The organism is Frischella japonica (assembly GCF_014489845.1).
GTDB lineage: Bacteria > Pseudomonadota > Gammaproteobacteria > Enterobacterales > Orbaceae > Frischella > Frischella japonica.
Map to the genome: position 1 here is coordinate 223,479 of NZ_JABURY010000016.1, position 25,926 is coordinate 249,404.

General features: G+C 35.0%; 19 protein-coding genes. 11 read left to right on the plus strand and 8 right to left on the minus strand.

The window, feature by feature from the left end; genetic code table 11:
- Positions 1–133 precede the first annotated feature (133 nt).
- From FcAc13_RS08030 to FcAc13_RS08045, 4 genes are all read right to left on the minus strand, one after another.
- On the minus strand, positions 134–1,207 hold the full coding sequence (locus FcAc13_RS08030) for a MucB/RseB C-terminal domain-containing protein (protein WP_281382618.1): 1,074 nt from the start codon (positions 1,205–1,207) through the stop codon (positions 134–136).
- Between the two features lie 28 nt (positions 1,208–1,235).
- Complete coding sequence (locus FcAc13_RS08035) at positions 1,236–1,796, minus strand: RseA family anti-sigma factor (RefSeq protein ID WP_187755689.1); 561 nt, start codon at positions 1,794–1,796, stop codon at positions 1,236–1,238.
- A 27-nt stretch (positions 1,797–1,823) separates the two neighbouring features.
- Positions 1,824–2,396 carry an RNA polymerase sigma factor RpoE gene (gene rpoE, locus FcAc13_RS08040; RefSeq protein WP_187755690.1) on the minus strand — a complete coding sequence of 191 codons (573 nt, stop codon included), beginning with the start codon at positions 2,394–2,396 and terminating at the stop codon, positions 1,824–1,826.
- Between the two features lie 235 nt (positions 2,397–2,631).
- A complete protein-coding gene (locus tag FcAc13_RS08045; protein WP_187755691.1) occupies positions 2,632–5,124 on the minus strand; it encodes a class I adenylate cyclase in 2,493 nt (830 codons plus the stop codon).
- A 157-nt stretch (positions 5,125–5,281) separates the two neighbouring features.
- Between FcAc13_RS08045 and FcAc13_RS08050 the strand changes: the two genes are divergently transcribed.
- The 10 genes from FcAc13_RS08050 to pssA all read left to right on the plus strand — a co-directional run bounded on the left by FcAc13_RS08050 (position 5,282) and on the right by pssA (position 17,323).
- A complete protein-coding gene (locus FcAc13_RS08050) occupies positions 5,282–5,893 on the plus strand; it encodes an NUDIX hydrolase (protein WP_187755692.1) in 612 nt (203 codons plus the stop codon).
- A 64-nt stretch (positions 5,894–5,957) separates the two neighbouring features.
- Positions 5,958–6,662: a bifunctional 2-polyprenyl-6-hydroxyphenol methylase/3-demethylubiquinol 3-O-methyltransferase UbiG gene (gene ubiG, locus FcAc13_RS08055; RefSeq protein ID WP_187755693.1), complete on the plus strand. Its 705-nt coding sequence runs from the start codon at positions 5,958–5,960 to the stop codon at positions 6,660–6,662.
- Between the two features lie 799 nt (positions 6,663–7,461).
- Positions 7,462–8,415: a thioredoxin-disulfide reductase gene (gene trxB, locus FcAc13_RS08060; protein ID WP_223064562.1), complete on the plus strand. Its 954-nt coding sequence runs from the start codon at positions 7,462–7,464 to the stop codon at positions 8,413–8,415.
- Between the two features lie 10 nt (positions 8,416–8,425).
- Entirely contained in the window at positions 8,426–10,156 is a 1,731-nt protein-coding gene (gene cydD, locus FcAc13_RS08065; RefSeq protein ID WP_187755694.1) for a heme ABC transporter permease/ATP-binding protein CydD, read from the plus strand.
- Complete coding sequence (gene cydC, locus FcAc13_RS08070; RefSeq protein WP_187755695.1) at positions 10,150–11,820, plus strand: heme ABC transporter ATP-binding protein/permease CydC; 1,671 nt, start codon at positions 10,150–10,152, stop codon at positions 11,818–11,820. The genes cydD and cydC overlap by 7 nt, the downstream gene beginning before the upstream one ends.
- 175 nt (positions 11,821–11,995) lie before the next feature.
- Entirely contained in the window at positions 11,996–13,462 is a 1,467-nt protein-coding gene (gene guaB / locus FcAc13_RS08075; RefSeq protein WP_187755696.1) for an IMP dehydrogenase, read from the plus strand.
- Positions 13,463–13,625: 163 nt separating this feature from the next.
- Complete coding sequence (gene modA / locus FcAc13_RS08080; protein ID WP_187755697.1) at positions 13,626–14,378, plus strand: molybdate ABC transporter substrate-binding protein; 753 nt, start codon at positions 13,626–13,628, stop codon at positions 14,376–14,378.
- Positions 14,375–15,064 carry a molybdate ABC transporter permease subunit gene (gene modB, locus FcAc13_RS08085; RefSeq protein ID WP_187755698.1) on the plus strand — a complete coding sequence of 230 codons (690 nt, stop codon included), beginning with the start codon at positions 14,375–14,377 and terminating at the stop codon, positions 15,062–15,064. Before modA ends, modB begins: the two co-directional genes overlap by 4 nt.
- A 3-nt stretch (positions 15,065–15,067) precedes the next feature.
- Complete coding sequence (locus tag FcAc13_RS08090) at positions 15,068–15,748, plus strand: ATP-binding cassette domain-containing protein (RefSeq protein ID WP_187755699.1); 681 nt, start codon at positions 15,068–15,070, stop codon at positions 15,746–15,748.
- A 219-nt stretch (positions 15,749–15,967) separates the two neighbouring features.
- On the plus strand, positions 15,968–17,323 hold the full coding sequence (pssA, locus tag FcAc13_RS08095) for a CDP-diacylglycerol--serine O-phosphatidyltransferase (protein WP_187755700.1): 1,356 nt from the start codon (positions 15,968–15,970) through the stop codon (positions 17,321–17,323).
- Positions 17,324–17,398: 75 nt separating this feature from the next.
- On the opposite strand, the gene FcAc13_RS08100 is transcribed toward pssA, so the two are convergent.
- The 4 genes from FcAc13_RS08100 to FcAc13_RS08115 form a co-directional block, all read right to left on the minus strand.
- On the minus strand, positions 17,399–19,201 hold the full coding sequence (locus FcAc13_RS08100; protein ID WP_187755701.1) for a DEAD/DEAH family ATP-dependent RNA helicase: 1,803 nt from the start codon (positions 19,199–19,201) through the stop codon (positions 17,399–17,401).
- A gap of 324 nt (positions 19,202–19,525) precedes the next feature.
- Complete coding sequence (gene nlpI, locus FcAc13_RS08105) at positions 19,526–20,404, minus strand: lipoprotein NlpI (protein WP_187755702.1); 879 nt, start codon at positions 20,402–20,404, stop codon at positions 19,526–19,528.
- A gap of 59 nt (positions 20,405–20,463) precedes the next feature.
- Positions 20,464–22,593, minus strand: coding sequence for a polyribonucleotide nucleotidyltransferase (gene pnp / locus FcAc13_RS08110; RefSeq protein WP_187755703.1), 2,130 nt, complete (start codon positions 22,591–22,593; stop codon positions 20,464–20,466).
- A gap of 300 nt (positions 22,594–22,893) precedes the next feature.
- Positions 22,894–23,655: an alpha/beta fold hydrolase gene (locus FcAc13_RS08115; protein ID WP_187755704.1), complete on the minus strand. Its 762-nt coding sequence runs from the start codon at positions 23,653–23,655 to the stop codon at positions 22,894–22,896.
- A 208-nt stretch (positions 23,656–23,863) separates the two neighbouring features.
- Here FcAc13_RS08115 and FcAc13_RS08120 point away from each other — a divergent pair, with 208 nt between their 5' ends.
- A complete protein-coding gene (locus FcAc13_RS08120; protein ID WP_187755705.1) occupies positions 23,864–25,810 on the plus strand; it encodes an exoribonuclease II in 1,947 nt (648 codons plus the stop codon).
- Positions 25,811–25,926: the final 116 nt, after the last annotated feature.

A 25,926-nucleotide genomic window follows, 5' to 3' on the forward strand; every position in this document is an offset into this window, starting at 1 on the left:
GCATTCTACACATTTATCATGCTAAATCATAGTATCAAGCTCGGTTTTTATCTTTTTTCAGCAAAATATCATCGGCTTTATAAACTTTATTTTGCTAAAATAGATTCAGTAAAACGCCATTAAGGGGTCTTTGCTATTTAAATTTTAAATGATAAGCAATTTGTTTGATTGTTTCAGCCGGTAAATTGCCAATAATGATAATATTTAGATTACCTTGATTATATGAATAAATAGAACGATCGCCCTGTATAGATAAATTGACTTTATCATATTGGGTTCGTTTCGAAACATTGATAGTAAATGAAAAAATACCATCCGTAAAATGCTGTGTATCAATGTTGGATTCTTGAAAATTAATGTTGTAAGTATCGATTCGTTTAAAACCTTTAGGCAACCATGTCACTTGCCAATCTTTACGATCGCTATCTTCCTTGTCTATCGGATATAAAATTGGATAAACACGATCTGCAATATAATCTTCAAATTTTTGTTTATTAAAATCAAAATCAACCACCAAAACCTTTTTTTGATTAATTATTTTGGAATTTAAATCTAATAAATCAATACGTAATGGTAAGAAGTTTTCATCATCAATCCAAATCACATAACTATAACGATCTTTATCTTTAGAAATAATACGAATAAGTTGGCAACTACGATTAGCCACACGCCCTTTACCTAAATTAATAAAATCGTAATTGGGAATTAATGAATCGAAATCACTGTAAATCACATCAGGAAAAACTTCGATAATGCGATTTGCTGCGATTGAAAATGAGGCGCTATCGATAAGAAAGTAGCTGACAATGTTATCATTTAAAATAATTTCTTTGGCAGATCCTTCTAAGGATAATAGAGCACCTTTTTTATTTATTTTCGATCCAACATAGGTATATTGATATGAATTGGGGTATTCATCTTCATCTTGAACAATAAAATAAAGCTTATAATCATTATCCAACACTGACGCTTTCATTTTATTTAACAACTTAACAGCCGAGCGATCAATTAGCAAAGGTGATGATGTTTCTACAGAAGAATTTATGGTCTCGGAAAAAGCAAGATTAGAATTATCTGCATAGCAAAGAAATGATATAAAACATGACAAAAAAAAGAAAAAACCCAAAATTTTAACTCGATTAAAATATTGCCGTAAAGATAATCTACTCGTATTATTAAAATCACTAAAAAAATGAGTTTGTATCATTCATTTATTACCATAACCAACATGTTATCTACTGTACGTTTAAACGTCTTTGTAATTCATAATCTTGCACCAACATACGAATTTTATTGTACTGTTGGTTAGACATCGTATCTAATGGCTGCTCATAGTTATTAACATTACCTACACCACCAACTGGTGCTAAATTAACTCCGATTGGCACTGTATTAAGAACCGGTATATCATTCGCCTTAGAAGCACCTGATTGATACTGTACAATACCGATAACGCCTAAAGTCACACAGGCAGCTAAACCAACTTGGCTCAATTTAGCTAAAACATCTTTCGTCTTAAGCCAAATCAACTTTGATAACGTTGGCAAAGTTGTTTGCTCGACAACTGTTGGTTGTTCAGGAAGATCTTCTAATTCAATAAGCTGAGCAACTTTATCAGAAATATCGAATGTTAAATAATCTGCATCCAATCTTCCTTGCATAATATCACGAGCAACATGATAACGACGCCAATATTGTTTAAGCTCATCATCCTTTAAGATACTATCAATAGTATCTTGATCATATTGCTCTCCATCCATTAATGAAGAAAGTTGTTCTTGTTGGACTTTTAACATATTTATACCTTTATAATATTCGGTAAATTAATCTAATAATGGTTTTAACTTCTCATCTATTACTTCACGAGCCCTAAAAATACGCGAGCGAACTGTTCCAACCGGAGTCGACATAATGTCAGCAATTTCTTCATAGCTCAAACCGTCAATTTCACGTAAAGTAATCGCTATTTTTAAATCTTCTGGTAAAGCATCAATTGTTTGAAAAATCACTTGCTTTATTTCATTTGATAACATCAAACTTTCTGGGTTATCAATGTTATGTAATAAATCAGCACCATCGTAGGTTTCAGCCTCTAACGCATCGATATCCGATGCGGGAGGACGTCTACCTTGCGCGACTAGATAATTTTTTGCTGTATTTACCGCTATTCGATAAAGCCAAGTATAAAAAACACTTTCACCTTTAAAAGAACTTAAAGAACGATAAGCTTTTATAAATGTTTCTTGAACAACATCGGCCACCTCAGATGGTAACACAAAACGAGAAACTAAATGAGCTAATCGACTTTGATAACGCAATACCAAAAGATTAAAGGCATTTTTATTACCTCCAAGTACACGCTCAACAAGAACTTGATCGGTTACTTGCTCTCCCATTTAAGGCCATTCCTCATTTACGTTGCTTAATCTACTCTATGGCCAAAATGCGCATATAAAAGTTAGATTATAAAAGTTAAAAAAAGTTCCGAACATTTTAATAAAATTTACTTTAATATACTACCATTAAAAGTTAACAGATTATTTTTAAAAATTTGATCAAAAAAGAAGATATAAAATGACATTTTACTATAAAAAGAAAAGCAAGTTAATTTAGTATTTTGCTGCGATAAAATCACGTGATTTCATCGAAATGAACAATTTTACGCGATCCATCATCCTCATGGAGAATTTGATAAAATTGTGGCAAATTAAAATTTACTGAAGAACTGGCAGCAAATGTAAATCGATCATCAGACAATGCATAAAAACTATTCACATCTTTCACCATATTTTGTTTACTACTATTACAGTTATGGTAAATTTCAATTTGATTGTTTTCATTTAATATATAAAGATCAAATCCAGCATCGGTATCTTCAAAAAAGAACTGAATAATCCCTTCACATGCCACACTATCAATCTCACTTGGTAATTCATTTGATTCATCTTGGATATTTAACGCACGTCCTTGTATTTTACTGTTTGAAACCGCACCATAAAAATCGATCGAGTTATCAAATTGATGTACTGATACGCCAAAACGCTCAAAAAATAGATACCATGATGAACCATTAATACGTAGTGGCATAAAATGTTCTAAATTATTTTGTGTTGTGGTTAAGCGGAGATCAATACAACGATCAATAAGCTGTTGCATTTGGGTTGTAATTTCATTCGGTAAATATTGACTATAACAGAATATTTTAATGGCATGTGGCGAATCGGCATCTTTGTGCATACGGTTGAGCAACGTTTTAATCGCATCTAAAACACATAATGCCCCTGAAAAATGTAGTACACGAATTTCATTCCATGAATTTCGATAGAGTAAATTGATTGATTGGATTAAACTGTACTCTTCCTCACCGTAATTAAAAATATCAGCTTGGGATAATACATCTTTGGTATTAATCAAAGGCGCATCACCATTGAGGTCTTCTTTTAAATTTACAATAATCGCTAAATGTCTGATTTCACATGGGCCATATAAATCATCTTCATTAGCACTTGGAATATCTATACAAAAATAAGATTGTAAATCGGCGACTAATTGATTTAATTTTTCAGGGTCATGATTATCGCCATCACGATAGTAAAACTGAGTAGTATCAGAAATTAAGCGATTAAAATAACACCATGCGACTAATTTAACTAATGAATGACTATATTCTAAATACTGATGACCAACGATCGAATCTAGCGTTGGCTTATGCTTATAGACGTACCAACCTGGACGATTAACCCGATCATTTTTAACATGGATAAACGTTAAATAGGGTTCAGACAAATCACTAGAAATATTAGAATTGATAATGGTTACTTTGCCAGGTAATACTTCATAAGCAGCATAAAGTTTACGTGTTAAAATTGCCAAATCTTTTGGACTTATCAACGATTCAACATTATTCCGACGACCAAAACTAAGTAAATGTCGATATCCCGTCATCATAGTTTGTAAGATAACGTCGTGAACTTGTCTAGCTTGCTCAATTTCCCATGTATCGCAACTATCTAAATTTTCTAGCTCTTGCTTAGACCATCCCCATTTAACAATCAACTCATTTAGTAATATTCTGCGCCAAGAAGTTTGTGATGAGTGAACAGATAATTTTTCATTTACTTTCAGATATAAACAGCTTCTGACTAAGTGAAGTCGTTGATTATCGCCCATTGCATTGAGATATTCTGTCACCCGCTCTAACATCATATAATAAGAATCAAGATAATAATGTTGAATTTTATTTTGCTGAATTGCCTGTTTTACCTGATAAGCTATCATCTTATTATCAGGGTATTTCCATGAATAAGCTTCCAAGAGCAAAGTTTTTAAAACTGCTTTGAATGGTGAATCAACGCTTTTATAAAGTTGCCACAAACTAGCACCAAAATACTCTTCCGCTGATAAGTCAATTAAGGAACCAAAGTCGATCCATTCATCACGTTTAATTGCTCCAATTAAAACTAAAGCCAAAACACAATCATCGTAAGAGGCATATTGCTGACCATTAATAATGAGATCATCAGGAATCACAAACCATAGCAATAATTTTCCAGCTAAATGATTGGCACTGCGATAAAATTCCTCTAATAACAGCATATGCTGAGCCGAACCACAGTTTTCACCCATTAAACATTCATGATGTTTTTCACGAAATCGATCAACATTAACAATAAATAAGGTTAATTGAACACCTAATGACATCGCCCACTGTTCAATCAAGGTACATTTTTGCTGTAATAATTCCCGTTCTTTGGAAGATAAATTCTGTTCAATGCAAACCCATATATCTAAATCTGAATCCACCGATTGCCCTAATGAACTGGTACTCCCCATCGAGTAAAGTGCTGAAATTTTACTTTCATGATCAAGATATTCTGGTAATTCAAATACAAATTGTGCTTTGAGTTGTGATAAAATATCTATATCAGGTTGGTAAAAACTGATGCCACAAGGAACGTTATCGGGTAAATAACCGGGCAATGCCGGGTGATGAAAATGGATTAGAGTCGGTAACAATAAAAATACTTGCTGGAAAGCTGTAGGCATAGCATCAAGCGCTCGCTTTTGCTTTACAAGAGCAAGCTCAGCTAGAGTGTGTCTGACTTGAGCAACATATTCCTGCATAATTATTGTTGTAGTTCAAAAGTTGATATAGATCACGTTTTTTTAATGACGTTGCAATCTAACATGATATTCTGGCAACGTAAAGAGATGAAATTTACCAATAGTGAATTTCAGATTATATATCCTAAAATCACTTAAAGAACCAAGATAAAAAATAATGATATCAATAGATTATATCGAAAATAAACTACTATCTCAATTAAAAAAACGAAATATCGCAGAAAAAGCAGCGGTTCTCATTCCTATTTTTCAAGATGAAACCAATCAATTGCATTTATTATTCCAAGTTCGTTCACCTCACTTAAAATGGCAACCCAATGATATTTGTTTTCCTGGCGGTCATATGGAAGAAATTGATTCAAGTCCGATACAAACTGCATTGCGAGAAACACATGAAGAATTGGGTATTGAAGCGACTTCAATTAAAATTTTAGGTCAGCTAACCCCATTTTTATCAAAAATGGGGTTAAAAATTTACCCGATTATCGGTTACTTAAGCAATCTAAATATGAAATTAAATCATGCTGAGGTCGCTGAAGTTTTTAGTGTACCTATCGATTGGTTTATTGCCAATCCACCTACTAAATCGCATATGAAAATCGCTTTTAAACCATCTGATGATTTTCCTTTTGATTTAGTACCATATCGTTCTAAAAAATGGCAGCAACACTCTCAGCATGAGGTATATTTTTATCATTATCAACACTATACTATTTGGGGTTTAACCGCACAAATAGTACAATCATTTATCAATATTGTTCGCCAATAAATCCTGACAAAGTCTTTATTATCACGAATAATTTTAGCAATACAAAAAATAGGTAAGATTAGTTATGCCACAAAATATTGATTTAAAAGAAATTCATAAATTTGCTCAAATGGCACAAGAATGGTGGGACCCCAATGGAAAATGTAAACCACTGCATATTATTAATCCATTACGCTTGAATTATATTCAAACACAATGTGGCGATATCTCTAATAAATTAGTATTAGATGTTGGCTGTGGTGGTGGAATTTTGTCGGAAAGTTTAGCCAAGCTTGGAGCACAAGTCATCGGATTAGATATGGCACAAGCCTCATTGGAGGTAGCACAGCATCATGCTCAACAAAATGGCTTAGTCATTGAATATATAAAGAGTTCTATTGAAGATTATACGAATAATACTGATAAGCAGTTTGATATAATAACCTGCATGGAGTTATTGGAACACGTTCCCGATCCACAATCGATTATTACCGCTTGTGCCAAACTATTAAAACCCAATGGAAGGTTATTTTTATCGACTATCAATCGCAATCAGAAAGCAAAATTACTACTAATCTATGGTGCAGAATATATTACCCGGATACTCCCAAAAGACACTCATGATTTTAACCGTTTCATCCGTCCTTCCGAATTAATGCGACTAATTGAACAGGCTAATTTACAAATAAGTGATATTATTGGCATCGAATATCATTTACTAAAAAATCAGTTTACACTGAGTCAAAATGTGGATGTAAATTATATTGTGGTAGCGAGTAAAATAGCCTGATTGAATTGCTCTCTAAATTATTTTATTATTCATCTCTGCTTCCGGTTTTCTCTGCGCAGGATTGAGATTGGGGTAGCTTTATGACTTATTTTTAATTATTCCATTATTTACATAATGCTATTTAGCTTCCCGCACTTAAGGGCTGCTGAACGAAGAAAATCACACAGTGACCACTTTATCGCTGGCACCAGCGAGGCTTGTTGAGGCACTTGCTTGAACCCCTTAATTCGCGCATGAGCAAAATATTGAATATAGCACTTATGCCATTAATGCTTGAAACAATCACCATAGTTTAAGAAAACCGTGTCTTATTTTCATAATTCACCATTATTGTAAACGACTGCATGCAAGTTGCTCTTTAAGTCGTCTAGTTATTTGTCTCGCCTTTCAAGCCACAACATGATAAATACCTATTGATGCTCAGGCGACCCAAAAGTTTTTAAACGCAACCCCTTGGACTCTGACTTTGCGCTACCAGTGGTGAGAACTGGAGCTTTATAACTTATTAAATTTATTTTAAAAATATCTTTATAAATATCAATATGTTATTTTTATTTAATTTAGTAAAAAAGGCACTAATAATTCAGAAATGCCTACCTTGGCTATAAAGTAACTTAAAACAAAAATAACATGATAAATTCCTTTTATTCGCTAATCACATTAAAAATTGCTATCAAACCTATTAAAACAATAATTAACATCAATAAAAAATCAACTTTTTTTCATACCTTAAACTAACCGTTAGTGATAGACTTATTCGCTATCATAAATACTAAAATAACAATGTTCGGAGTTTATAATGAATAATAAACATTGTCGCTTACTAATCCTTGGTTCTGGTCCCGCTGGTTATACAGCTGCTATTTATGCTGCAAGAGCAAATTTACAACCGGTATTAATCACGGGAATACAAGAAGGCGGTCAATTAACCACCACGACCGAAATTGAAAATTGGCCAGCCGCCACGATTAATTTAACCGGTCCTGAATTAATGTCGCAAATGCGAGAACATGCCGAACGTTTTGATACCGAAATTATTTTTGATCAAATCGAACGGGTTGATTTTTCTTCTCGTCCTTTTAAATTATATAGCGGTGAAACAGAATATAGTTGCGATGCTTTAATTATTGCTACCGGTGCCAGTGCACAATATTTGGGATTACCGTCTGAAGAGCGATTCAAAGGTAAAGGAGTTTCAGCCTGCGCTACGTGTGATGGCTTTTTTTATCGCAACCAAGCAGTAGCTGTTGTTGGTGGTGGAAATACAGCGGTCGAAGAAGCGCTATATTTAGCCAATATTGCCAGCGAAGTTCATTTAATTCATCGTCGAGATCAATTTCGTGCGGAAAAAATATTGCTTAAGCGTCTTAATGAAAAAGTTGTTGAAGGTAAAATCATTTTACATACTCATCGAGTCGTTGACGAAATTGTTGGTGATGTAATGGGCGTTAACAGTCTACGTATTCGTAATACTTTGGATGAAACCCAAACTGAACAAATCAGCGTATTAGGTGTATTTATTGCTATTGGTCATAAACCTAATACCTCCATTTTTGGCAACCAGCTGGTGTTAGATAATGGTTATATTAAGGTTAAATCAGGTTTACAAGGTAATGCAACCCAAACCAGTATTGAAGGTATCTTTGCCGCAGGAGATGTAATGGATCATAATTATCGTCAGGCAATTACATCAGCTGGTACAGGATGTATGGCAGCGTTAGATGCCGAACATTATTTGGATAATTTAAAATAAAAGAATTAACATGTCTGTATTAGATAAAACCCGTCAAACTTATCTACTAAAATGGTTAAAGCAGCAAGCAAAACAACATAAAGTGGCATTACTTTGTTCTGTTTTGACCGGTTTAGCTACAGCCATTTGCATTATTATGCAAGCGGCATTGTTAGCTAACATATTACAAGATTTGATTATTTTAGGTGGTAATTTTAAATCAATCACTGTCTATTTCACTGCCCTACTGGCGTTGTTTGGAATTCGCAGTTTAATTACTTATGCTCGTGAAAAAATCAATTTTTCATTGGGTGCTGCAATACGTCATTCTATTCGTCAACAATTAATTACTAAAATTGAAAAAGAAGGCCCTGTAGCAATTTATCATCACACTGGTGGTGGGCTAAGTACTTTATTAATTGAACAAATAGAAGATCTTCATGACTTCTATGCCCGCTATTTACCACAAATGCAGCTATCGATGATGATTCCAATAATAATCGTTGCTGTCATTTTACCGTTTAATTGGACTGCTGCATTAATTTTGATGGCTACCGCACCACTTATCCCAATATTTATGATATTAGTCGGTATGGGTGCTGCCGATGTCAATCGAAGAAACTTTAAAGCATTAACCTACTTAAGCGGACATTTTTTAGATCGGTTAAAAGGGTTAACGACGATACGTTTATTTAACCAAGGTTGCAATCAAACTGAACAAATTGCTAACGCTGCGGAACGATTTCGTATTAGAACAATGAATGTGCTAAAAATGGCTTTTTTATCGTCTGCGGTATTAGAGTTTTTTACTTCAATTTCTATTGCTATTGTGGCTGTCTATTTTGGGTTTTCTTATTTAGGTGAATTTGATTTTGGTGCTTACGATAGTGGAGTAACACTATTTGCTGGATTTTTCGCTTTAATTTTAGCACCCGAGTTTTTCCAACCTTTGCGTGATTTAGGAACCTATTATCACGCAAAAGCACAAGCTATTGCTGCTGCGGATAATATTGAAAAATTTATCATTCAACCGACTCATGTTAATGAATCAACATCAGTGAAAACGGTCAATTTTGATCAAAATATTGAAACAATTGTAGGCAAAGATTTAGTGATTTTGTCGGCTGATAATCAACCCATTATTGGTCCGCTAAACTTTACATTAACTCCCCCTTTTCGAATTGCATTAACCGGTATAAGTGGTGAAGGTAAAAGTTCGATACTCAATCTATTATTAGGATTTTTACCTTATCGGGGTTCACTCATGATCAATGGTATTGAGTTCCAGACGATTGATATTAAATCATGGCGGAGCCAACTAAGTTGGTTAGGACAAAATCCTTATCTAATAAATGGAACGATTCGCCAAAACCTTCTTTTGGCCGACCCGCTTGCCACATCACAAGATATTGCTGATGTCATCGAACAAGCGCAACTTACAGAATTAATCGCTCAATTACCAGACGGCCTTGATACAGAAATTGGTGAAGATGCGGTGAAAATTTCTGTTGGTCAAGCACAACGTATCGCTATTGCTAGAGCACTACTAAAACCATGCCAATTAATGCTGCTTGATGAGCCAACGGCTAGCCTTGACAAACAAACAGCACTTGAAATAGAAACGATATTAGCGCAAAGTTATCAACAATGCCAAATTATCATGGTTACTCATCATCTTAACCAAGCGATGCAGTTTTCACAAATTTGGCGTTTACACAACCAACAACTGTATATTAATAAACCTGACTCAATGTTATGTTAAAATTAGTTTCCCCATATATTAAGCTTTATCGCTATTACTGGCAACGTATCCTACTTGGCATGATCATGGTAATAACTGCATTGAGTGCCAGTATTTTTTTATTATCATTATCCGGCTGGTTTTTATCAGCAACTGCTTTTGTTGGTGTTGCTGGATTATATACATTTAATTATATGTTACCAGCCGCTGGTGTACGGGGTGCTGCGATTCTTAGAACGGTTGCTCGCTATTTTGACCGTTTAATTAATCACGATACAACATTTAGAATTTTAGCTTATTTACGAACTAAAGCATTTAAACATTTGTTGCCACTGAGCGCAGATCAAATGCAACATTTTCAAAAAGCAGATTTACTTAATGCTTTTATTGCTGATATTGATCATTTAGACCATCTTTATTTACGACTATTTGCGCCAATTCTTGGAAGCTTAAGTATTACGCTATTTATCTATTGTGCAGTGAATTATTTTGATCACACTGTGGCATTAATAATCACATTATTTTTATTGGCTACAATTCTGACCATGCCGCTGCTTTTTTATTATGCTGGTAAACGTTTAGGTGAAAACATTGCACAATTTAAAAGCCAATATCGTCAATTGCTTGTTAGTTATTTACAAGGTCAAGCTGAACTCACCTTATTTAATGCCAAACAGGCTTTTCGTCAGCAATTAACGGACACTGAATCACAATGGTTAACATTACAAAAAAAACAATCCAATTTATTAAGTCTTGCAAGTGCAGTAATTATTTTAATTGTCGGCATAATGACATTACTTATTATAGGATTAGTGTCCAATGGCATTGCTAATTATGATCCGCCTGTTATCGCATTATTAATTTTTATTGGACTCTCTTCTACAGAAATTTTAGCCCCGATTCCTAATGCTTTTTTGTTTCTTGGACAAGTCTTTGCTTCAGCTAAACGAATGAATCATCTACTAGCTCAGCAACCAAGTATTACCTATGGAAATATAAATCAAACGTTTACTGATGACAAATGTACAATTATATTTAATGAGGTAACGTTTAGTTATCCAAATCAACCGTTATCAGTGTTTAATGATATTAATATTCGTATTCATAGTGGTGAGCATGTTGCTCTCATTGGGCAGACTGGATGTGGTAAATCGACTTTCCTCAATTTAATCACTCGCAGCTGGCAGCCTAATAAGGGTAGCATTACCATAAATAATATAGATATTACTCACTTTGATGAATACTCCTTACGGAACATGATGGCAGTTATTCCTCAGGTTATTCATATTTTTAATGATACATTACGTAATAACCTATTAATTGGCAATCCAAATGCTAACGATGAACAATTAATAGCAGTTTTAAAAAAAGTAGAATTAGGTAAATTGTTGACTGCAGAACATGGCTTAGATTTATGGATAGGTGAAGATGGCAGAACACTCTCGGGGGGTGAACGCCGCCGTATTGGAATTGCGCGCGCATTATTACATGAATCGCCATTAATTTTAATGGATGAACCAACCGAAAGTCTAGATAGTCTAACTGAACAACAAATATTAGCCATTATTGCCAATAACTATGCCGGTAAAACCCTCATTATGGTCACACATCGTCTAAATGAACATGCATTATTTGATCGTATTTTACTCTTGCGTAATCAAACATTGACTGAAATTAAACCTTAAGATATAAAGCCCAATTCACCGATAATGCTTGGAATGGGCGATTGTCACCTTACATCCTATTTCTTAAAATTAGAAGTCGATATTAAATATTTGCTGGCTTTTCGTTTTAATAAAATGTAAAATTCTTTGGCAATATTTATAAACAACGTTCCTTCTACTAATGGTGAATATTGCTATGTCTCGCATAATAAAAGAGTCCCTCACATTTGATGATGTTTTGTTAGTACCAGCCCATTCGACTGTTTTACCTAATACTGCCAATATCAGTACGCAATTAACCTCGACGATTCGGTTGAATCTACCTATGATTTCAGCTGCCATGGATACCGTAACTGAAGCTTCACTAGCCATCGCTTTAGCGCAAGAAGGTGGTATTGGATTTATCCATAAAAACATGCCAATAGAATTACAAGCCGAGCATGTAAAACGGGTAAAAAAGCATGAAAGTGGTATCGTACAAGATCCAATTACAGTTTTGCCAACTGCAACAATTAATGATGTAATTAAACTGGCCAAAGATTATGGATTTGCTGGTTTTCCTGTAGTTACTCAGCATAACGATCTGGTTGGTATTATTACTGCAAGAGATGTCCGCTTTGCCACAGATTTAACCCAACCAGTTACCGCCGTTATGACACCTAAAGAACGTTTAGTTACAGTGCAAGAAAATGAATCACGGGATATTGTATTACAACGCATGCACGAACGGCGTGTTGAGAAAGCATTAGTTGTCGATAATGAATTTCATTTGAAAGGCATGATTACGGTTCGAGATTTCCAGAAAGCAGAAGCGAAACCCAATGCTTGTAAAGATGAAAAAGGTCGCTTACGAGTCGGTGCCGCTGTTGGTGCTGCGCCTGGTAATGAAGAGCGTATAGCTGCATTAGTGGAAGCTGGAGTAGATGTTTTACTTATCGATTCATCTCATGGGCATTCTGAAGGCGTATTACAGCGAATTAGAGCAGCTCGGGATGCTTATCCTGATCTTCCCATTATTGGTGGTAATGTCGCAACCGCCGAAGGGGCATTAGCATTGATTAAAGCAGGCGTGAGTGCTGTTAAAGTTGGTATAGGGCCGGGGTCAATTTGTACTACCCGAATTGTAACTGGAGTGGGTGTACCACAAATTACCGCGATTATGGATGCCGTAGAAGCTGCTAAACCTTACAATATTCCGGTAATTGCTGACGGCGGAATTCGTTATTCTGGTGATATTGCTAAAGCTATCGCGGCCGGCGCTAGCTGTGTCATGGTAGGTTCTATGTTTGCAGGAACGGAAGAAGCACCAGGTGAAATCGAATTATATCAAGGACGTGCATATAAAGCATATCGTGGTATGGGTTCTTTAGGCGCAATGGCTAAAGGCTCATCCGATCGTTATTTTCAAAGCGATAACGCTGCAGATAAATTAGTACCAGAAGGAATTGAAGGTCGTATCGCTTATAAAGGTCCTTTAAAAGAGATCATCCACCAACAAATGGGGGGATTACGCTCTTGCATGGGCTTAACTGGATGTGGGACAATTGAAGAATTACGTACTAAATCACAATTTACCCGTATAACTGGTGCCGGCATTAAAGAAAGTCATGTTCATGATGTGTCAATAACTAAAGAACCACCTAATTATCGTTTAGGCCAATAACATAAAAATAGCAGCTCAAAAGCTGCTTTTTTCGTTGCGGGATATTATTAATATTTGCCAACAGATAAATACGCAAACATAAATAGTTTTTATTAAATCATAACCTATATTTATTATTTTATTCACTGCTTACTTTAACAGTTTTTTTATTTTAGGAACGGATATGAAAAAATTATTCGCTACATTTATTGTGGTTACGACATTCTTTATTAATCTGACAGCAAACGCATCACAAAAAATTACTGTTTTCGCTGCAGCTTCATTAACCGACGCGATGCAAGAAATTGGTCAAACTTACCAAGCCCAAAATAGAGAAATGGATATTGTGTTTTCTTTTGCATCATCTTCTGTATTAGCACGACAAATTGAACAAGGTGCTCCTGCGGATATATTTATTTCTGCTGACCAGAAATGGATGGATTATTTGATTGACCATCAAGTTGTAGAATTTAAACAAACGTTGTTGAAAAATGATCTAGTGTTAATTGCGCCAATTACAGATTACCATACTCCAGTGACCATTAATCAACAAACAGATTGGCGTGCTTTATTACCCAGCAATGAAAAATTAGCTATTGGTGATCCGGATCATGTTCCTGCTGGTATATATGCCAAAGAGTCATTAACCAATTTAGGTGTCTATGATCAGCTTGTACCACAGTTTGCTCGCGCCAGTAATGTTCGCGATGCATTAATGTTAGTTGAACGTCAGGAAGCGGCCTTAGGCATTGTCTACAGTACTGATGCCAAAGTCAGTCAAAAAGTAAAAATTTTAGGCACATTTCCGACAGAAAGTTTTAAACCAATTGAATATCCAATCACTTTACTTAATCCTGTTGCGAGCCAATTTTACGAGTTTTTGCAAAGTGAAACAGCTAAACATATCTTCCAAAAATATGGCTTTGTAACACTGTGATACTAAATGATTATGAATGGCAAGCTTTGTATCTAAGCCTTAAAATTGCAGGTGCAGCTATTGTTTTCAGTTTACCTTTGGCAATCTTAACTGCATGGGTATTAGCACGCTGTCGATTCGTGGGTAAATCATTATTCGATAGTATTATTCACTTGCCATTAGTTTTGCCTCCAGTTGCACTGGGGTATTTATTATTAGTGACAATGGGAAAACATGGCGTAATCGGTCAGTGGTTATATCATTATTTGGGTATCAATATCAGCTTTAATTGGAAAGGTGCAGCGCTGGCCTCGGCAGTAGTTGCATTTCCATTAGTGGTACGCTCGATTCGATTAGCTATTGAATCGATTGATATCCGTCTAGAAAATGTTGCCCGTACACTAGGTGCCAATCAATTGCGTGTATTTTTCACCATTACTTTACCCTTATCACTACCAGGGATTTTAATGGGGATTGTATTAGGTTTTGCTCGGTGTTTAGGCGAATTTGGTGCCACAATCACGTTTGTATCTAACATTCCAGGTGAAACACGCACAATACCTTTAGCTATGTACACCTTATTACAGGTCCCAAATGGTGAACAGTCAGCAATGCGATTATGTATTATATCAATAATTTTAGCTTTATTAGCTTTGATTGCTTCAGAACAACTAAATCGTTGGCATAAACGGAAATTAGCGGGTTAAACCATGTTGGACATTAATATTGAAAAAAAGTTATCTGGATTTACATTGTCTTTTAAGCAATCTGTGGAATGTCAGGGAATTACGGCGATTCTCGGCGTTTCTGGTTCTGGTAAATCTACACTACTTAACATAATTAATGGTTTGATCAAACCTGATAGCGGTTCAATACAACTTAATGGTAAAACATTAGTTAATATTGAACAAAAGCAATATATCACTGCCCAACAACGTAATATTGCCACAGTTTTTCAAGATGCATTACTGTTTCCGCATTTCAACGTTCTAAAAAATTTACGTTACGGAATGAAATCCATAATGGAACATCGAATAGATGAAATTGTTGATGTATTAAACATTCGACGATTACTAAATCGATATCCGGCTATGTTATCTGGTGGAGAAAAACAACGCGTTGCCATAGGCCGTGCATTATTATCTAATCCTCAACTATTATTAATGGATGAACCATTATCAGCATTAGATATGCCCCGCAAGAAAGAGTTAATTCGTTATATTCAATTTTTAGCTATTGAAATGAAAATTCCTATTTTATATATTTCACATAATATCAATGAAGTTAAAGCATTGGCCCAACATGTTGCCATCATCGATCAAGGTCAACTTTACCGATTCGATGTCACACAAAAAATTTTAGAGGATGATTTTCTTAAAGGATGGATCTAACTCAAAACATTTTTTTGTGCTTCTTTTCGAATGGGTCGCAGTATATTACAACGATTATCTGATAAAACAGGCAAAATATTGGGTTTCAAATATTCAGGATTATTGACATCTTTCGAAAAGTTAACTGTTATTTCAATACGTTATCTACCAAAATATACCAATTGAATAAAATATGGTATCCTATGGAAAATTTTAAGCGTAAAAATAATAAATAATCTTATGCGAATACCTTTTATTAAATATAATCATCAGAAGTATCTTAATGAATTAGTTAAGTTAGAACAGCAACCTGAAAATTATCAGATTTTAGCCACACCTAACGAATACCGACAAACATTACTTAATGCAATTAAGTGTGCTCAAAAGCGTATCTATATTATTGCCCTTTATCTTGAACGCGATGAAGCAGGTCAAGAAATCCTGCAAGCGATCTACGAGGCTAAACGTAATAACCCACAATTAGATGTTAAAATTTTTGTCGACTGGCACCGTGCTCAACGTGGTCGAATTGGTGAAGGTATGGCCGATACCAATGCACATTTTTATCATCAATTAAAACAACAGAACCCAGAAATTGATGTTGCTATATATGGCGTACCAGTGAATCGTCGTGAAGTGTTAGGCGTTTTACATTTAAAAGGCAGTATCATTGATGATACTCTGCTGTATACGGGGGCTAGTATTAATAATGTGTATTTACATAAGCTCGATAAGTACCGCTACGATCGCTATCACATTATCACTAATCCAATTTTAGCTGATAGTATGGTAACGTTCATTGATCAACAATTTCTAACTTATGAAGCTGTCCAACGGCTAGACAGTGATAATCTTAAGACGCGTAAACAATTAAAATCAGCAATTAAAGTTTTCCGTCATCATTTAGCACAAGCAAATTATCAATTTAAAGGTGACAGCCTTAACAGTTCATTAAGTGTTACGCCGATAGTTGGTTTGGGAAAAAGTAATCAGCTGAATCAAGTCATCCACCATCTAATTTTGAGTGCAAATGAAAAAATCGTATTTTGTACACCATACTTTAATCTTCCTCAGATAATTATAAAAGATATTATTCGTCAATTGAGAAAAGGTAAAAAGGTTGAAATTATCGTCGGTGATAAAACCGCTAATGACTTTTATATTCCAGAAGATCAACCATTTAATATTATCGGTGGATTACCTTATCTATACGAAGTTAATTTACGTCAATTTATTGAACGATTACAGCCATATATAGATAAAGAACAATTAATTATCAGATTATGGAAAGATGAAGATAATAGTTACCATTTAAAAGGAATTTGGGTTGACGATGAATGGGTACTTATTACCGGAAACAATATCAATCCGCGCGCTTGGCGACTGGATTTAGAAAATGGTATCTTAGTCCATGATCCAAAACAGCAATTATATAGTCAATTTAGACAAGAATTGCAACAGATACGTGTTAAAACATTGTTAGTGAACCATTTCCAACAAATTCAAGCTAGTCAATTCTATCCTATACAAGTACAGAAACTCATCAATCGTTTAGGTCGTATTCAGATCGACCGAATCATTAAACGTTTGTTATAAGTAATTAAATTTTATTATTATAACAACCCGAATCCTATTGATTCGGGTTTTTTCGCTAGTAAAATGATTTTGTGACTAGTTAGATTTACGTCCGGCGCGACGTTTCACTGCTCCTTCACTATCATTACTTTTTGAACTCGGTCTACCACGACGCTTTGGCATATCATCAAATGGGCTATCCGATTTACGTACACCGCGACGATTACCTTTTTTAGCATCATTACGATTATCAACTAAACGCATATTCATTGGAATATTCATAACACGTACTGTTTCAAAATGACGCAATAAATCCTTTGGCATATCTTTCGGTAATTCCACTGTTGAATATTTTTCATACAGTTTGATATTACCAATATAACGGCTACTAATATCACCTTCATTGGCAATAGCCCCAACAATATTACGAACATCCACACCGTTTTCTTTACCCACTTCAATACGATAAAGATCCATTTCTCCAACATCACGACGCTCACGTCGTTTCGGTGATTCACGTTTATCCCCTTTCAAACGGCGATCTGGACGCTCACGATCAGCACGAGATGGTTTAAATTCTGGATCAGGTGGTAAAATAAGCGGACGTTCACCTTGCGCTAGCTTTAATAATGCTGCAGCGAGGGTTTCCATATCGGTGTCATCACTTTGTAATAGTTTCGGTAAAAGTTCACGGTAATTATCCAAATCCTTTGCTTCAATCTGCTGTGCAACACGTTGCGAAAACTTAGCTAAACGACGCTGTTCCAAAAGTTCTTTATTTGGTAATGATACTTCTGGTACAGGTTTTTTAATGGTCTGTTCAATATTACGTAATAAACGACGTTCACGACTATCTACAAACAATATTGCTCGCCCAGCTCGTCCTGCACGACCAGTACGACCGATACGATGAACATATGACTCTGAATCTAAGGTGATATCATAGTTAATCACTAAACTGATTCGCTCAACATCCAAACCACGTGCAGCTACATCAGTAGCAATCAAAATATCCAAACGACCATTACGTAAACGATCGAGTGTTTGTTCACGTAATTGTTGCGTCATATCGCCGTTTAATGCCGCGCTACTATAACCGTGTTGTTCTAAAATATCAGCGACTTCTAGCGTTGCTGATTTGGTACGCACAAAAATAATTGCCGCATCGAAATCTTCTGCTTCCAAAAAGCGGATTAATGCTTCATTTTTACGTACACCTCTCACTAACCAATAGCTTTGATCGATATCTGGTGCCGTTTGATTAGTAGATTTAATTTGCACTTCTTGTGGATTATGCATAAAACGTTTGGTAATACGACGAATCGGCGCAGGCATAGTTGCTGAAAATAATGCTGTTTGGTGATCATCAGGAATCGCTGCCATGATACTTTCAACATCATCAATAAATCCCATGCGTAACATTTCATCAGCTTCATCCAGTACTAATCCTTTTAGATTAGAAAGATCAAGTGTTTTTCGATTTAAATGATCAAGTAATCGACCTGGTGTTCCTACCACAATTTGTGGTCCTTGTTTTAAGGCACGTAATTGTACATCATAACGTTGACCACCATAAAGGGCTAATACTTTGATACCTTTCATATATTTAGCATATTCAGTACAGGCTTCAGCTACCTGTATAGCTAGTTCTCGTGTTGGAGCAAGTACCAACACCTGTGGCGCTTTTAAATCAGGATCGACTTTCATTAAGAACGGAATTGAAAACGCAGCTGTTTTACCACTTCCAGTCTGTGCCATTCCAAGCACATCATTGCCCTCTAATAATAAAGGAATACATTCGGTTTGAATCGGTGATGGTTTTGAGAAACCAAGATCAGTTAATGCATTTAAGATTTCCTCGGATAAACCAAGGTCGATGAAAGAAATTTCTTTTGTCATGTAAACTCGCTCTAAACTGTATAACAACAGTTTGGTTAACAACTAATAATGCCAGCCTACGTAATGAATATAACAACTCACCCAAAAATAACAAAACATCTCACGATCGTTCTCATACTTCTTTAATGGTTGTTGGTTTTACATTAGCCAATTTAAATTCTTAAATCAGATAAAAATATCATCACTATCCTTAATATATAAGAGATATTGACAAATAAATTAAAACGAATTCATTAATAATATGAGTAAAATCCATCAGATGGTTAAATAAAGAACGCTGCTATAACTAATATTCACATCTAAACTGGCATGACCTTATACAACTTACTGTTTATCAGTCAGTTGTTTTATTTCAAAGAGTGCCTGTTTGTGTTCTAAATAATTATAGACATTATTTGCTAATGCATACTTAAATAACACTTCGGCACGTTTATTGTTACCTTTACTTTGGTAATATTTTCCTAAGTAAAAATAAGTTTCACAAAGGCGTTGCGCTAAAATTTTATTATTATCAACACCTTGTTGAATATTATCCATCAATTGTTTTTCGCTAATTTTACCAAGATAAAAGGCAACGATATCGCTACCCCAAACGGTTTTATCAGCCAATTGATTATAAGCATCAATTAATAGTGATTTGGCTTTAGCCTGATCCAATTTTTCCGCTATTAAATAAATCCAAAGCAATCTTAGTGGATCATTAATATCAAAGCGGTAATACGTTAAAATATCATCAAAAGCAGATTGATATCGTTGATATTGATATAACGCAACTGCTCTGTTGAAATAAGCGTAATAATAGTTGGGATCGAGCTCTATTGCTGAATTAAAGGATAAAAACGCAGCATCATAATCACCATTATTTGCTGCTGATATCCCGAGATAATTATAAACTTCAGGTACTGTACTGTCGATATTGAGTATATGAGTAAAATCACGCTGCGCAAACGCTTTTAACCCAATCTCATCATAAAGAACCGCACGCTTATATAATAGCTGCATTTTCGTATCATTATCAATATCTTTGATATATAACTGCTGGCTCAATTTCGCAATTTTCGCTTCATTTTCAAATGAAACTTGTAAAGGTACAGCCATTAATGAAACATTATCAGAATGTAACATCTGACAACCTGATATACAACTCGAAATTGCAACGGTGCATAATAAAAACCATAGTTTTTTCAAGTTGTATATTTTCATAATAAGCTCCCGTGTTTAATCATCTTTTACTAATACATAAATACGTATAGCGATAATTATTACTCTGCGCTATTGGCGCTAGATGATGGTGAAGACTCACTACCGCTATTAATCGCATCTTTCATACTTAAACGAATGCGACCTTGACGATCGATTTCCAACACTTTAACTAACACTTCTTGACCAACAGATAAAACATCAGTAACTTTTTCTACACGATGATCAGCAATTTGAGACACATGAACTAAGCCTTCTTTACCACCAATTATCGATACAAATGCTCCAAAATCAACAATACGAACAACTTTACCATTATAAATTTGACCTACTTCAACTTCAGCAGTTAAATCATTGATACGTTTCATTGCAGCTTTAGCTTTATTGCCATCTGATGCAGCAATCTTAACTGTACCATCATCCTCAATTTCAACTGTTGTTCCAGTTTCTTCAGTTAAAGCACGAATGGTTGCACCACCTTTACCAATAATATCGCGAATTTTTTCTGGATTAATTTTCATCGTATAAATACGTGGAGCAAACTCAGAAATTTCTTCACGAGGGCGATTAATTGCCTGTTCCATAACACTTAAAATATGTAAACGTGCCCCTTTAGCCTGATTTAAGGCTATTTGCATAATTTCTTTGGTGATACCTTCAATTTTGATGTCCATCTGCAATGCACTTATACCTTCGTTTGTTCCAGCAACTTTGAAGTCCATATCTCCCAGATGATCTTCATCACCAAGAATATCAGACAATACCACGAAGTTATCACCTTCTTTTACCAATCCCATCGCAATACCGGCAACAGAAGCTTTAATCGGTACACCAGCATCCATCAATGCAAGTGAAGCACCACAAACAGAAGCCATTGAAGATGATCCATTAGATTCAGTAATCTCAGAAACGACACGCACTGTATATGGGAATTCACTTGGCTTAGGCATTACCGCAGCCACGCCACGTTTGGCTAAACGACCATGACCAATTTCACGACGTTTAGGAGAACCAACCATTCCAGTTTCACCGACTGAATAAGGAGGAAAGTTGTAGTGGAATAAGAAACGATCAGTTACTTCACCAGTTAATTCATCAATAATTTGTGCATCACGCTCAGTACCAAGCGTCGCTGTAACTAATGCTTGCGTCTCACCTCGTGTAAATAATGCACTACCGTGTGTTCTTGCTAATAGATTAGTACGTACATCAAGCGCTCGAATCATATCTTTTTCACGACCATCAATACGTGGTTCACCCGCTAATACGCGTTGACGTACTGTTTGGCTCTCAATCTCAGTAATAATATTTAATACTTCAATCTCATTTAATTCTTCATTATTCGCTTTTAATGCTGCTAAAACATCTTCTTTAATTTGATCAATTTGGGCATAACGCTCTTGTTTTTGCGTAATATGATAAGCTTGACCAATACGCTCTTTAGCTAGTTCAGCCACTGAATTATATAAGGCTTCATTTTTAGCTGGTGCAACCCAATCCCATTTTTCACAGCCCGCTTTAGCCACAAACTCATTGATATTATTAATAACAACTTGTTGTTGCTCATGCCCAAACACTACCGCGGCTAACATATGTTCTTCAGATAGTAGATCAGCTTCTGACTCAACCATTAATACCGCACTTTCAGTACCGGCCACCACAAGATCTAAACGACTTTTCGGTAATTCATCAACTAATGGATTAAGCACAAATTCACCATCAATTAAGCCGACTCTTGCTGCACCAATCGGACCATGAAATGGTACACCAGATAAACATAAGGCAGTTGAAGCTCCAATCATAGCAACTAAGTCTGGACTCACCTGTGGATTAACTGACACAACAGTAGCAATGATTTGAATTTCGTTAACAAACCCTTCAGGGAATAATGGGCGTAAAGGACGATCAATTAAACGTGCTATTAACGTCTCACCTTCACTAGGACGACCTTCTCGTTTAAAAAATCCACCAGGGATGCGCCCGGCAGCATAAGTCCGTTCCTGGTAATTAACGGTTAGAGGGAAAAAATCTTGACCTTCTTTAACTTTTTTATCAGCAACAACAGTAACAAATACCTCAGTATCGTCCATATTAACCATAACAGCAGCAGTTGCCTGACGAGCCATAATACCGGTTTCTAAAGTAACAGTATGACGGCCATATTGGAATTTTTGAATAGTTGGTTTAAACAAAGTAAATCTCCATTAAATAAATAAAATAAAGAGATCACCTTCATTGTTACGACTAATGACAAATCTACTGAATAATACCTCCCTTAACAAAGGGGCATTGAGATAAAATCAGCAATTAGGAAATTATTAGTAAAGCTCTCATTAGCCGTACGGAACATGAAATGATGATCTTCAAACAAAACGCACTAATTATACATTAAAATAGGTTAATGTCATACTAAATTAATACAAAACCTAACCGCTTATCGATGTTTATGAAAAAGATTATACCATTACAATCTATTTAATTTATGTTAGGTATTAATGATTAATCCATTGCTCAATTAAAGCAATAACCGTTTGAGGTTGTTCAGAATGAACATTATGACCTGCTGACTCAACCGTTTCGATAACTGCATAAGGAAATTGGTTTAGAATATCGCTATGATATTCCTGTTTAATATATTCAGAATGACTTCCTTTAATAAATAACACTGGCTGATAGTAAGGCGTTATATCTTGCCAACCAAGAATATCTGAATAATGTTTTTCGATGACTGGAAAATTAAATAACCAATGATCCGATTTGTAGGATTTCAATAAAAATTGGATTGTCGATTGACTCAGATATTGAATCATTACTTGTTGCACTGTATTACGGTCATTAGGTACTTGCTGACCTTGAATATAAGAGGTACAAGCATTAATCGCTTTAAATACTTGACTATGTGAATCAGCGGTATAAATAACAGGGGCAATATCTAAAATGATCAAAGATTTTATTCTAGTTGGAATCATTTCAGTTAATCGCATGGCAACTTTTCCCCCCATTGAATGGCCAATAATAATCAGCTCTTCGACTGCTAACGATTGAATTAATTCGACAATATCCTCAGCCATGACAGTATAATTCATATTATTAGACCAGGGCGATAAACCATGATTACGTAAATCTACTTGAATAATTTGGTATTGATGGTTAAAAGCACGCGCAATAATACCAAGGTTGTCTAAATTACCAAATAAGCCATGTAATAGCAGTATTGTAGGTCCTTGACCTTGAATTTTATAATTCAGTTTCATAGCGATATAAAAGGTGTAATTTAATGGATTCAATAAAACACAATATAAGACGGCATAATTAGTATATGCTCTTTTTTAACAACAGTTACAAACTTCCCCCACATTTAAGTTAAAATAATCAAAATCACTCATAAAATCCAGACAAATTCAGACTTATCGTTTAAGTTATGTTAAAATCATAAAACTTTTAACGGCAAAAAATAAAATTATGTTACAAAATAATCCACTCTTGGCACAATTAAAACAACAACTTTATCAACAAACCCCTAGAGTGGAAGGTATTATTCACGCTCATGAAAAAGGTTTTGGTTTTTTAGAAACGGATAATAAAAAAAGTTATTTCATTGCCTCACAACATATGAAAAATGTCGTTAATGGTGACAGAGTTAGTGGGCAAATCATTACTAAAAATGATAAAGAATCTTTCGAGCCCGAAACAATTATTGAATCATCATTACAATCTTTTTTAGGTAGGATTACGTATAATAATAAAATGATGACTATAGTGCCAGAAAATTTGCCTCATAAATTCATTAAATGTAAGGTGAATGGTCATCTAAATCATCAACTAAAAAACGGTGACTGGGTCAAAGCAAAATTACTTACTCATGCTCTTGAAAACGATAAACATATGTTTATCGCCGAAGCCATGCAATTTGTTGCCGAAGATTCTGCGCCTGATTTATTATGGCTAAAAACACTTGCTCGGCATAATTTAGAAACCGCAGCACCGCTAGATGAGCTTTTCACATTAAATGAGGCAGAATCAAAAGTGCGGCAGGATTTTACGGATATCGATTTTTTTACCATTGATAGTAAAGAAACGCTAGACATGGATGATGCAATTAGCATTACTACTGATGACAATCATCATTTTTTACTTTCAATCGCCATTGCCGATCCAAGTACTTATTTTATTGCTGAAAGTGCTACCAATCAACAAGCTGTGCAACGCAGTTTTAGTACTTATTTACCAAATTATACTATATCAATGTTACCAAAAGTATTAGCTAATGATCTGTGTTCATTGAAACCACATGAAAAACGCCCAGCTGTAGTAGCCCAAATCACCATAAACTCACAAGGAGAAATAATCTATTCAGCAACGCGATTCACCTTAGCTTGGGTTACATCTAAAGCTAAATTAAGTTACAGTGAAGTATCCGATTTTATTGAAGACAATATACCACTAACAACGCCAATTGCGAGTTTACCGCAACAGTTAGCATTATTCGAGCAATTAGCTAAACTTAGAATCCAATGGCGTTCCGAGCATGCATTAGTATTTAAAGATAAAAATGAATACCGCTTTATATTTGATGAACATTTACAGTTAACTAATATTTTAAAAGAATCAAGACGGATAGCACATAAAATTGTTGAAGAAATGATGGTCATTGCCAATCAAGCATTTACGCATAAAATGGCCTCTGAACTTGGTTTTGGTATTTTCAATATACACAATGGTTTTGAAGCTAAGTATCTAGACTTAGTGATGAAATTATTAGCCGAACAGCAGATTGACCAACTTACTAAAGAACAATTAGCAACACTTGAAGGCTATAAAACTTTGCGTCGAACAATTGATGACAATCCGTTATTAGAATATCGTTTAAGACGATTTTTAAGCATAGTAGATTTTGCCACCACACCAAGTGCTCATTTTAGTATGGGATTATCTGCTTACGCAACATGGACGTCGCCAATCAGAAAATATGGCGATTTAGCTAATCACCGATTGCTCAAAGCACTAATACTTAATCAATCAACGACACCTCCCGAACAACAGGTTCTTACTGTTATTAATGAACGTCGTAAAGCTCTCCGGTTAGCTGAACGTGATATTAATCAAAAGTTATATAGCCAATATTTAAGTGATAAGTTAGATCAATCTTTTACAGCTGAAATTATCGATATTAACCGTGGGGGAGCAAGAGTAAGATTGACTGAAATTGGTGCAATTGCTTTTTTGCCTTTATCATTATTACATCCGATACGCGATGAAATTTCTATTCAACCAGAAGCTGGAAAGATTACCATTAATCAAACAACAACTTATCAACTACTTGATAAATTAGACGTTGTTATTAATGAAGTAAAAGCTGATGGAGCAGGCATTATTGTCAAACTTGCCGAACTACCAAGCATAAGTTAGTAATCATGCTAATTTTACAAGAAAAAAACAGAAATAAAAAAGGGTCATTATGACCCATTTTTATTTGCTCGTTTATATTATTAAGTTAGTAGATTAATAACATGTATAGTAACTCT

What these genes read in the sequence shown, in the direction of transcription:
- FcAc13_RS08035 (WP_187755689.1), bottom strand. Translation starts at nt 1,796, where the DNA reads ATGTTAAAAGTCCAACAAGAACAACTTTCTTCATTAATGGATGGAGAG.
- FcAc13_RS08090 (WP_187755699.1), top strand. Translation starts at nt 15,068, where the DNA reads ATGTTGGACATTAATATTGAAAAAAAGTTATCTGGATTTACATTGTCT.
- FcAc13_RS08115 (WP_187755704.1), bottom strand. Translation starts at nt 23,655, where the DNA reads ATGAAACTGAATTATAAAATTCAAGGTCAAGGACCTACAATACTGCTA.
- FcAc13_RS08120 (WP_187755705.1), top strand. Translation starts at nt 23,864, where the DNA reads ATGTTACAAAATAATCCACTCTTGGCACAATTAAAACAACAACTTTAT.
- FcAc13_RS08030 (WP_281382618.1), bottom strand. Translation starts at nt 1,207, where the DNA reads ATGATACAAACTCATTTTTTTAGTGATTTTAATAATACGAGTAGATTA.
- FcAc13_RS08045 (WP_187755691.1), bottom strand. Translation starts at nt 5,124, where the DNA reads ATGCAGGAATATGTTGCTCAAGTCAGACACACTCTAGCTGAGCTTGCT.
- pssA (WP_187755700.1), top strand. Translation starts at nt 15,968, where the DNA reads ATGCGAATACCTTTTATTAAATATAATCATCAGAAGTATCTTAATGAA.
- cydC (WP_187755695.1), top strand. Translation starts at nt 10,150, where the DNA reads ATGTTAAAATTAGTTTCCCCATATATTAAGCTTTATCGCTATTACTGG.
- rpoE (WP_187755690.1), bottom strand. Translation starts at nt 2,396, where the DNA reads ATGGGAGAGCAAGTAACCGATCAAGTTCTTGTTGAGCGTGTACTTGGA.
- FcAc13_RS08100 (WP_187755701.1), bottom strand. Translation starts at nt 19,201, where the DNA reads ATGACAAAAGAAATTTCTTTCATCGACCTTGGTTTATCCGAGGAAATC.
- modA (WP_187755697.1), top strand. Translation starts at nt 13,626, where the DNA reads ATGAAAAAATTATTCGCTACATTTATTGTGGTTACGACATTCTTTATT.
- guaB (WP_187755696.1), top strand. Translation starts at nt 11,996, where the DNA reads ATGTCTCGCATAATAAAAGAGTCCCTCACATTTGATGATGTTTTGTTA.
- FcAc13_RS08050 (WP_187755692.1), top strand. Translation starts at nt 5,282, where the DNA reads ATGATATCAATAGATTATATCGAAAATAAACTACTATCTCAATTAAAA.
- ubiG (WP_187755693.1), top strand. Translation starts at nt 5,958, where the DNA reads ATGCCACAAAATATTGATTTAAAAGAAATTCATAAATTTGCTCAAATG.
- nlpI (WP_187755702.1), bottom strand. Translation starts at nt 20,404, where the DNA reads ATGAAAATATACAACTTGAAAAAACTATGGTTTTTATTATGCACCGTT.
- trxB (WP_223064562.1), top strand. Translation starts at nt 7,462, where the DNA reads ATGAATAATAAACATTGTCGCTTACTAATCCTTGGTTCTGGTCCCGCT.
- cydD (WP_187755694.1), top strand. Translation starts at nt 8,426, where the DNA reads ATGTCTGTATTAGATAAAACCCGTCAAACTTATCTACTAAAATGGTTA.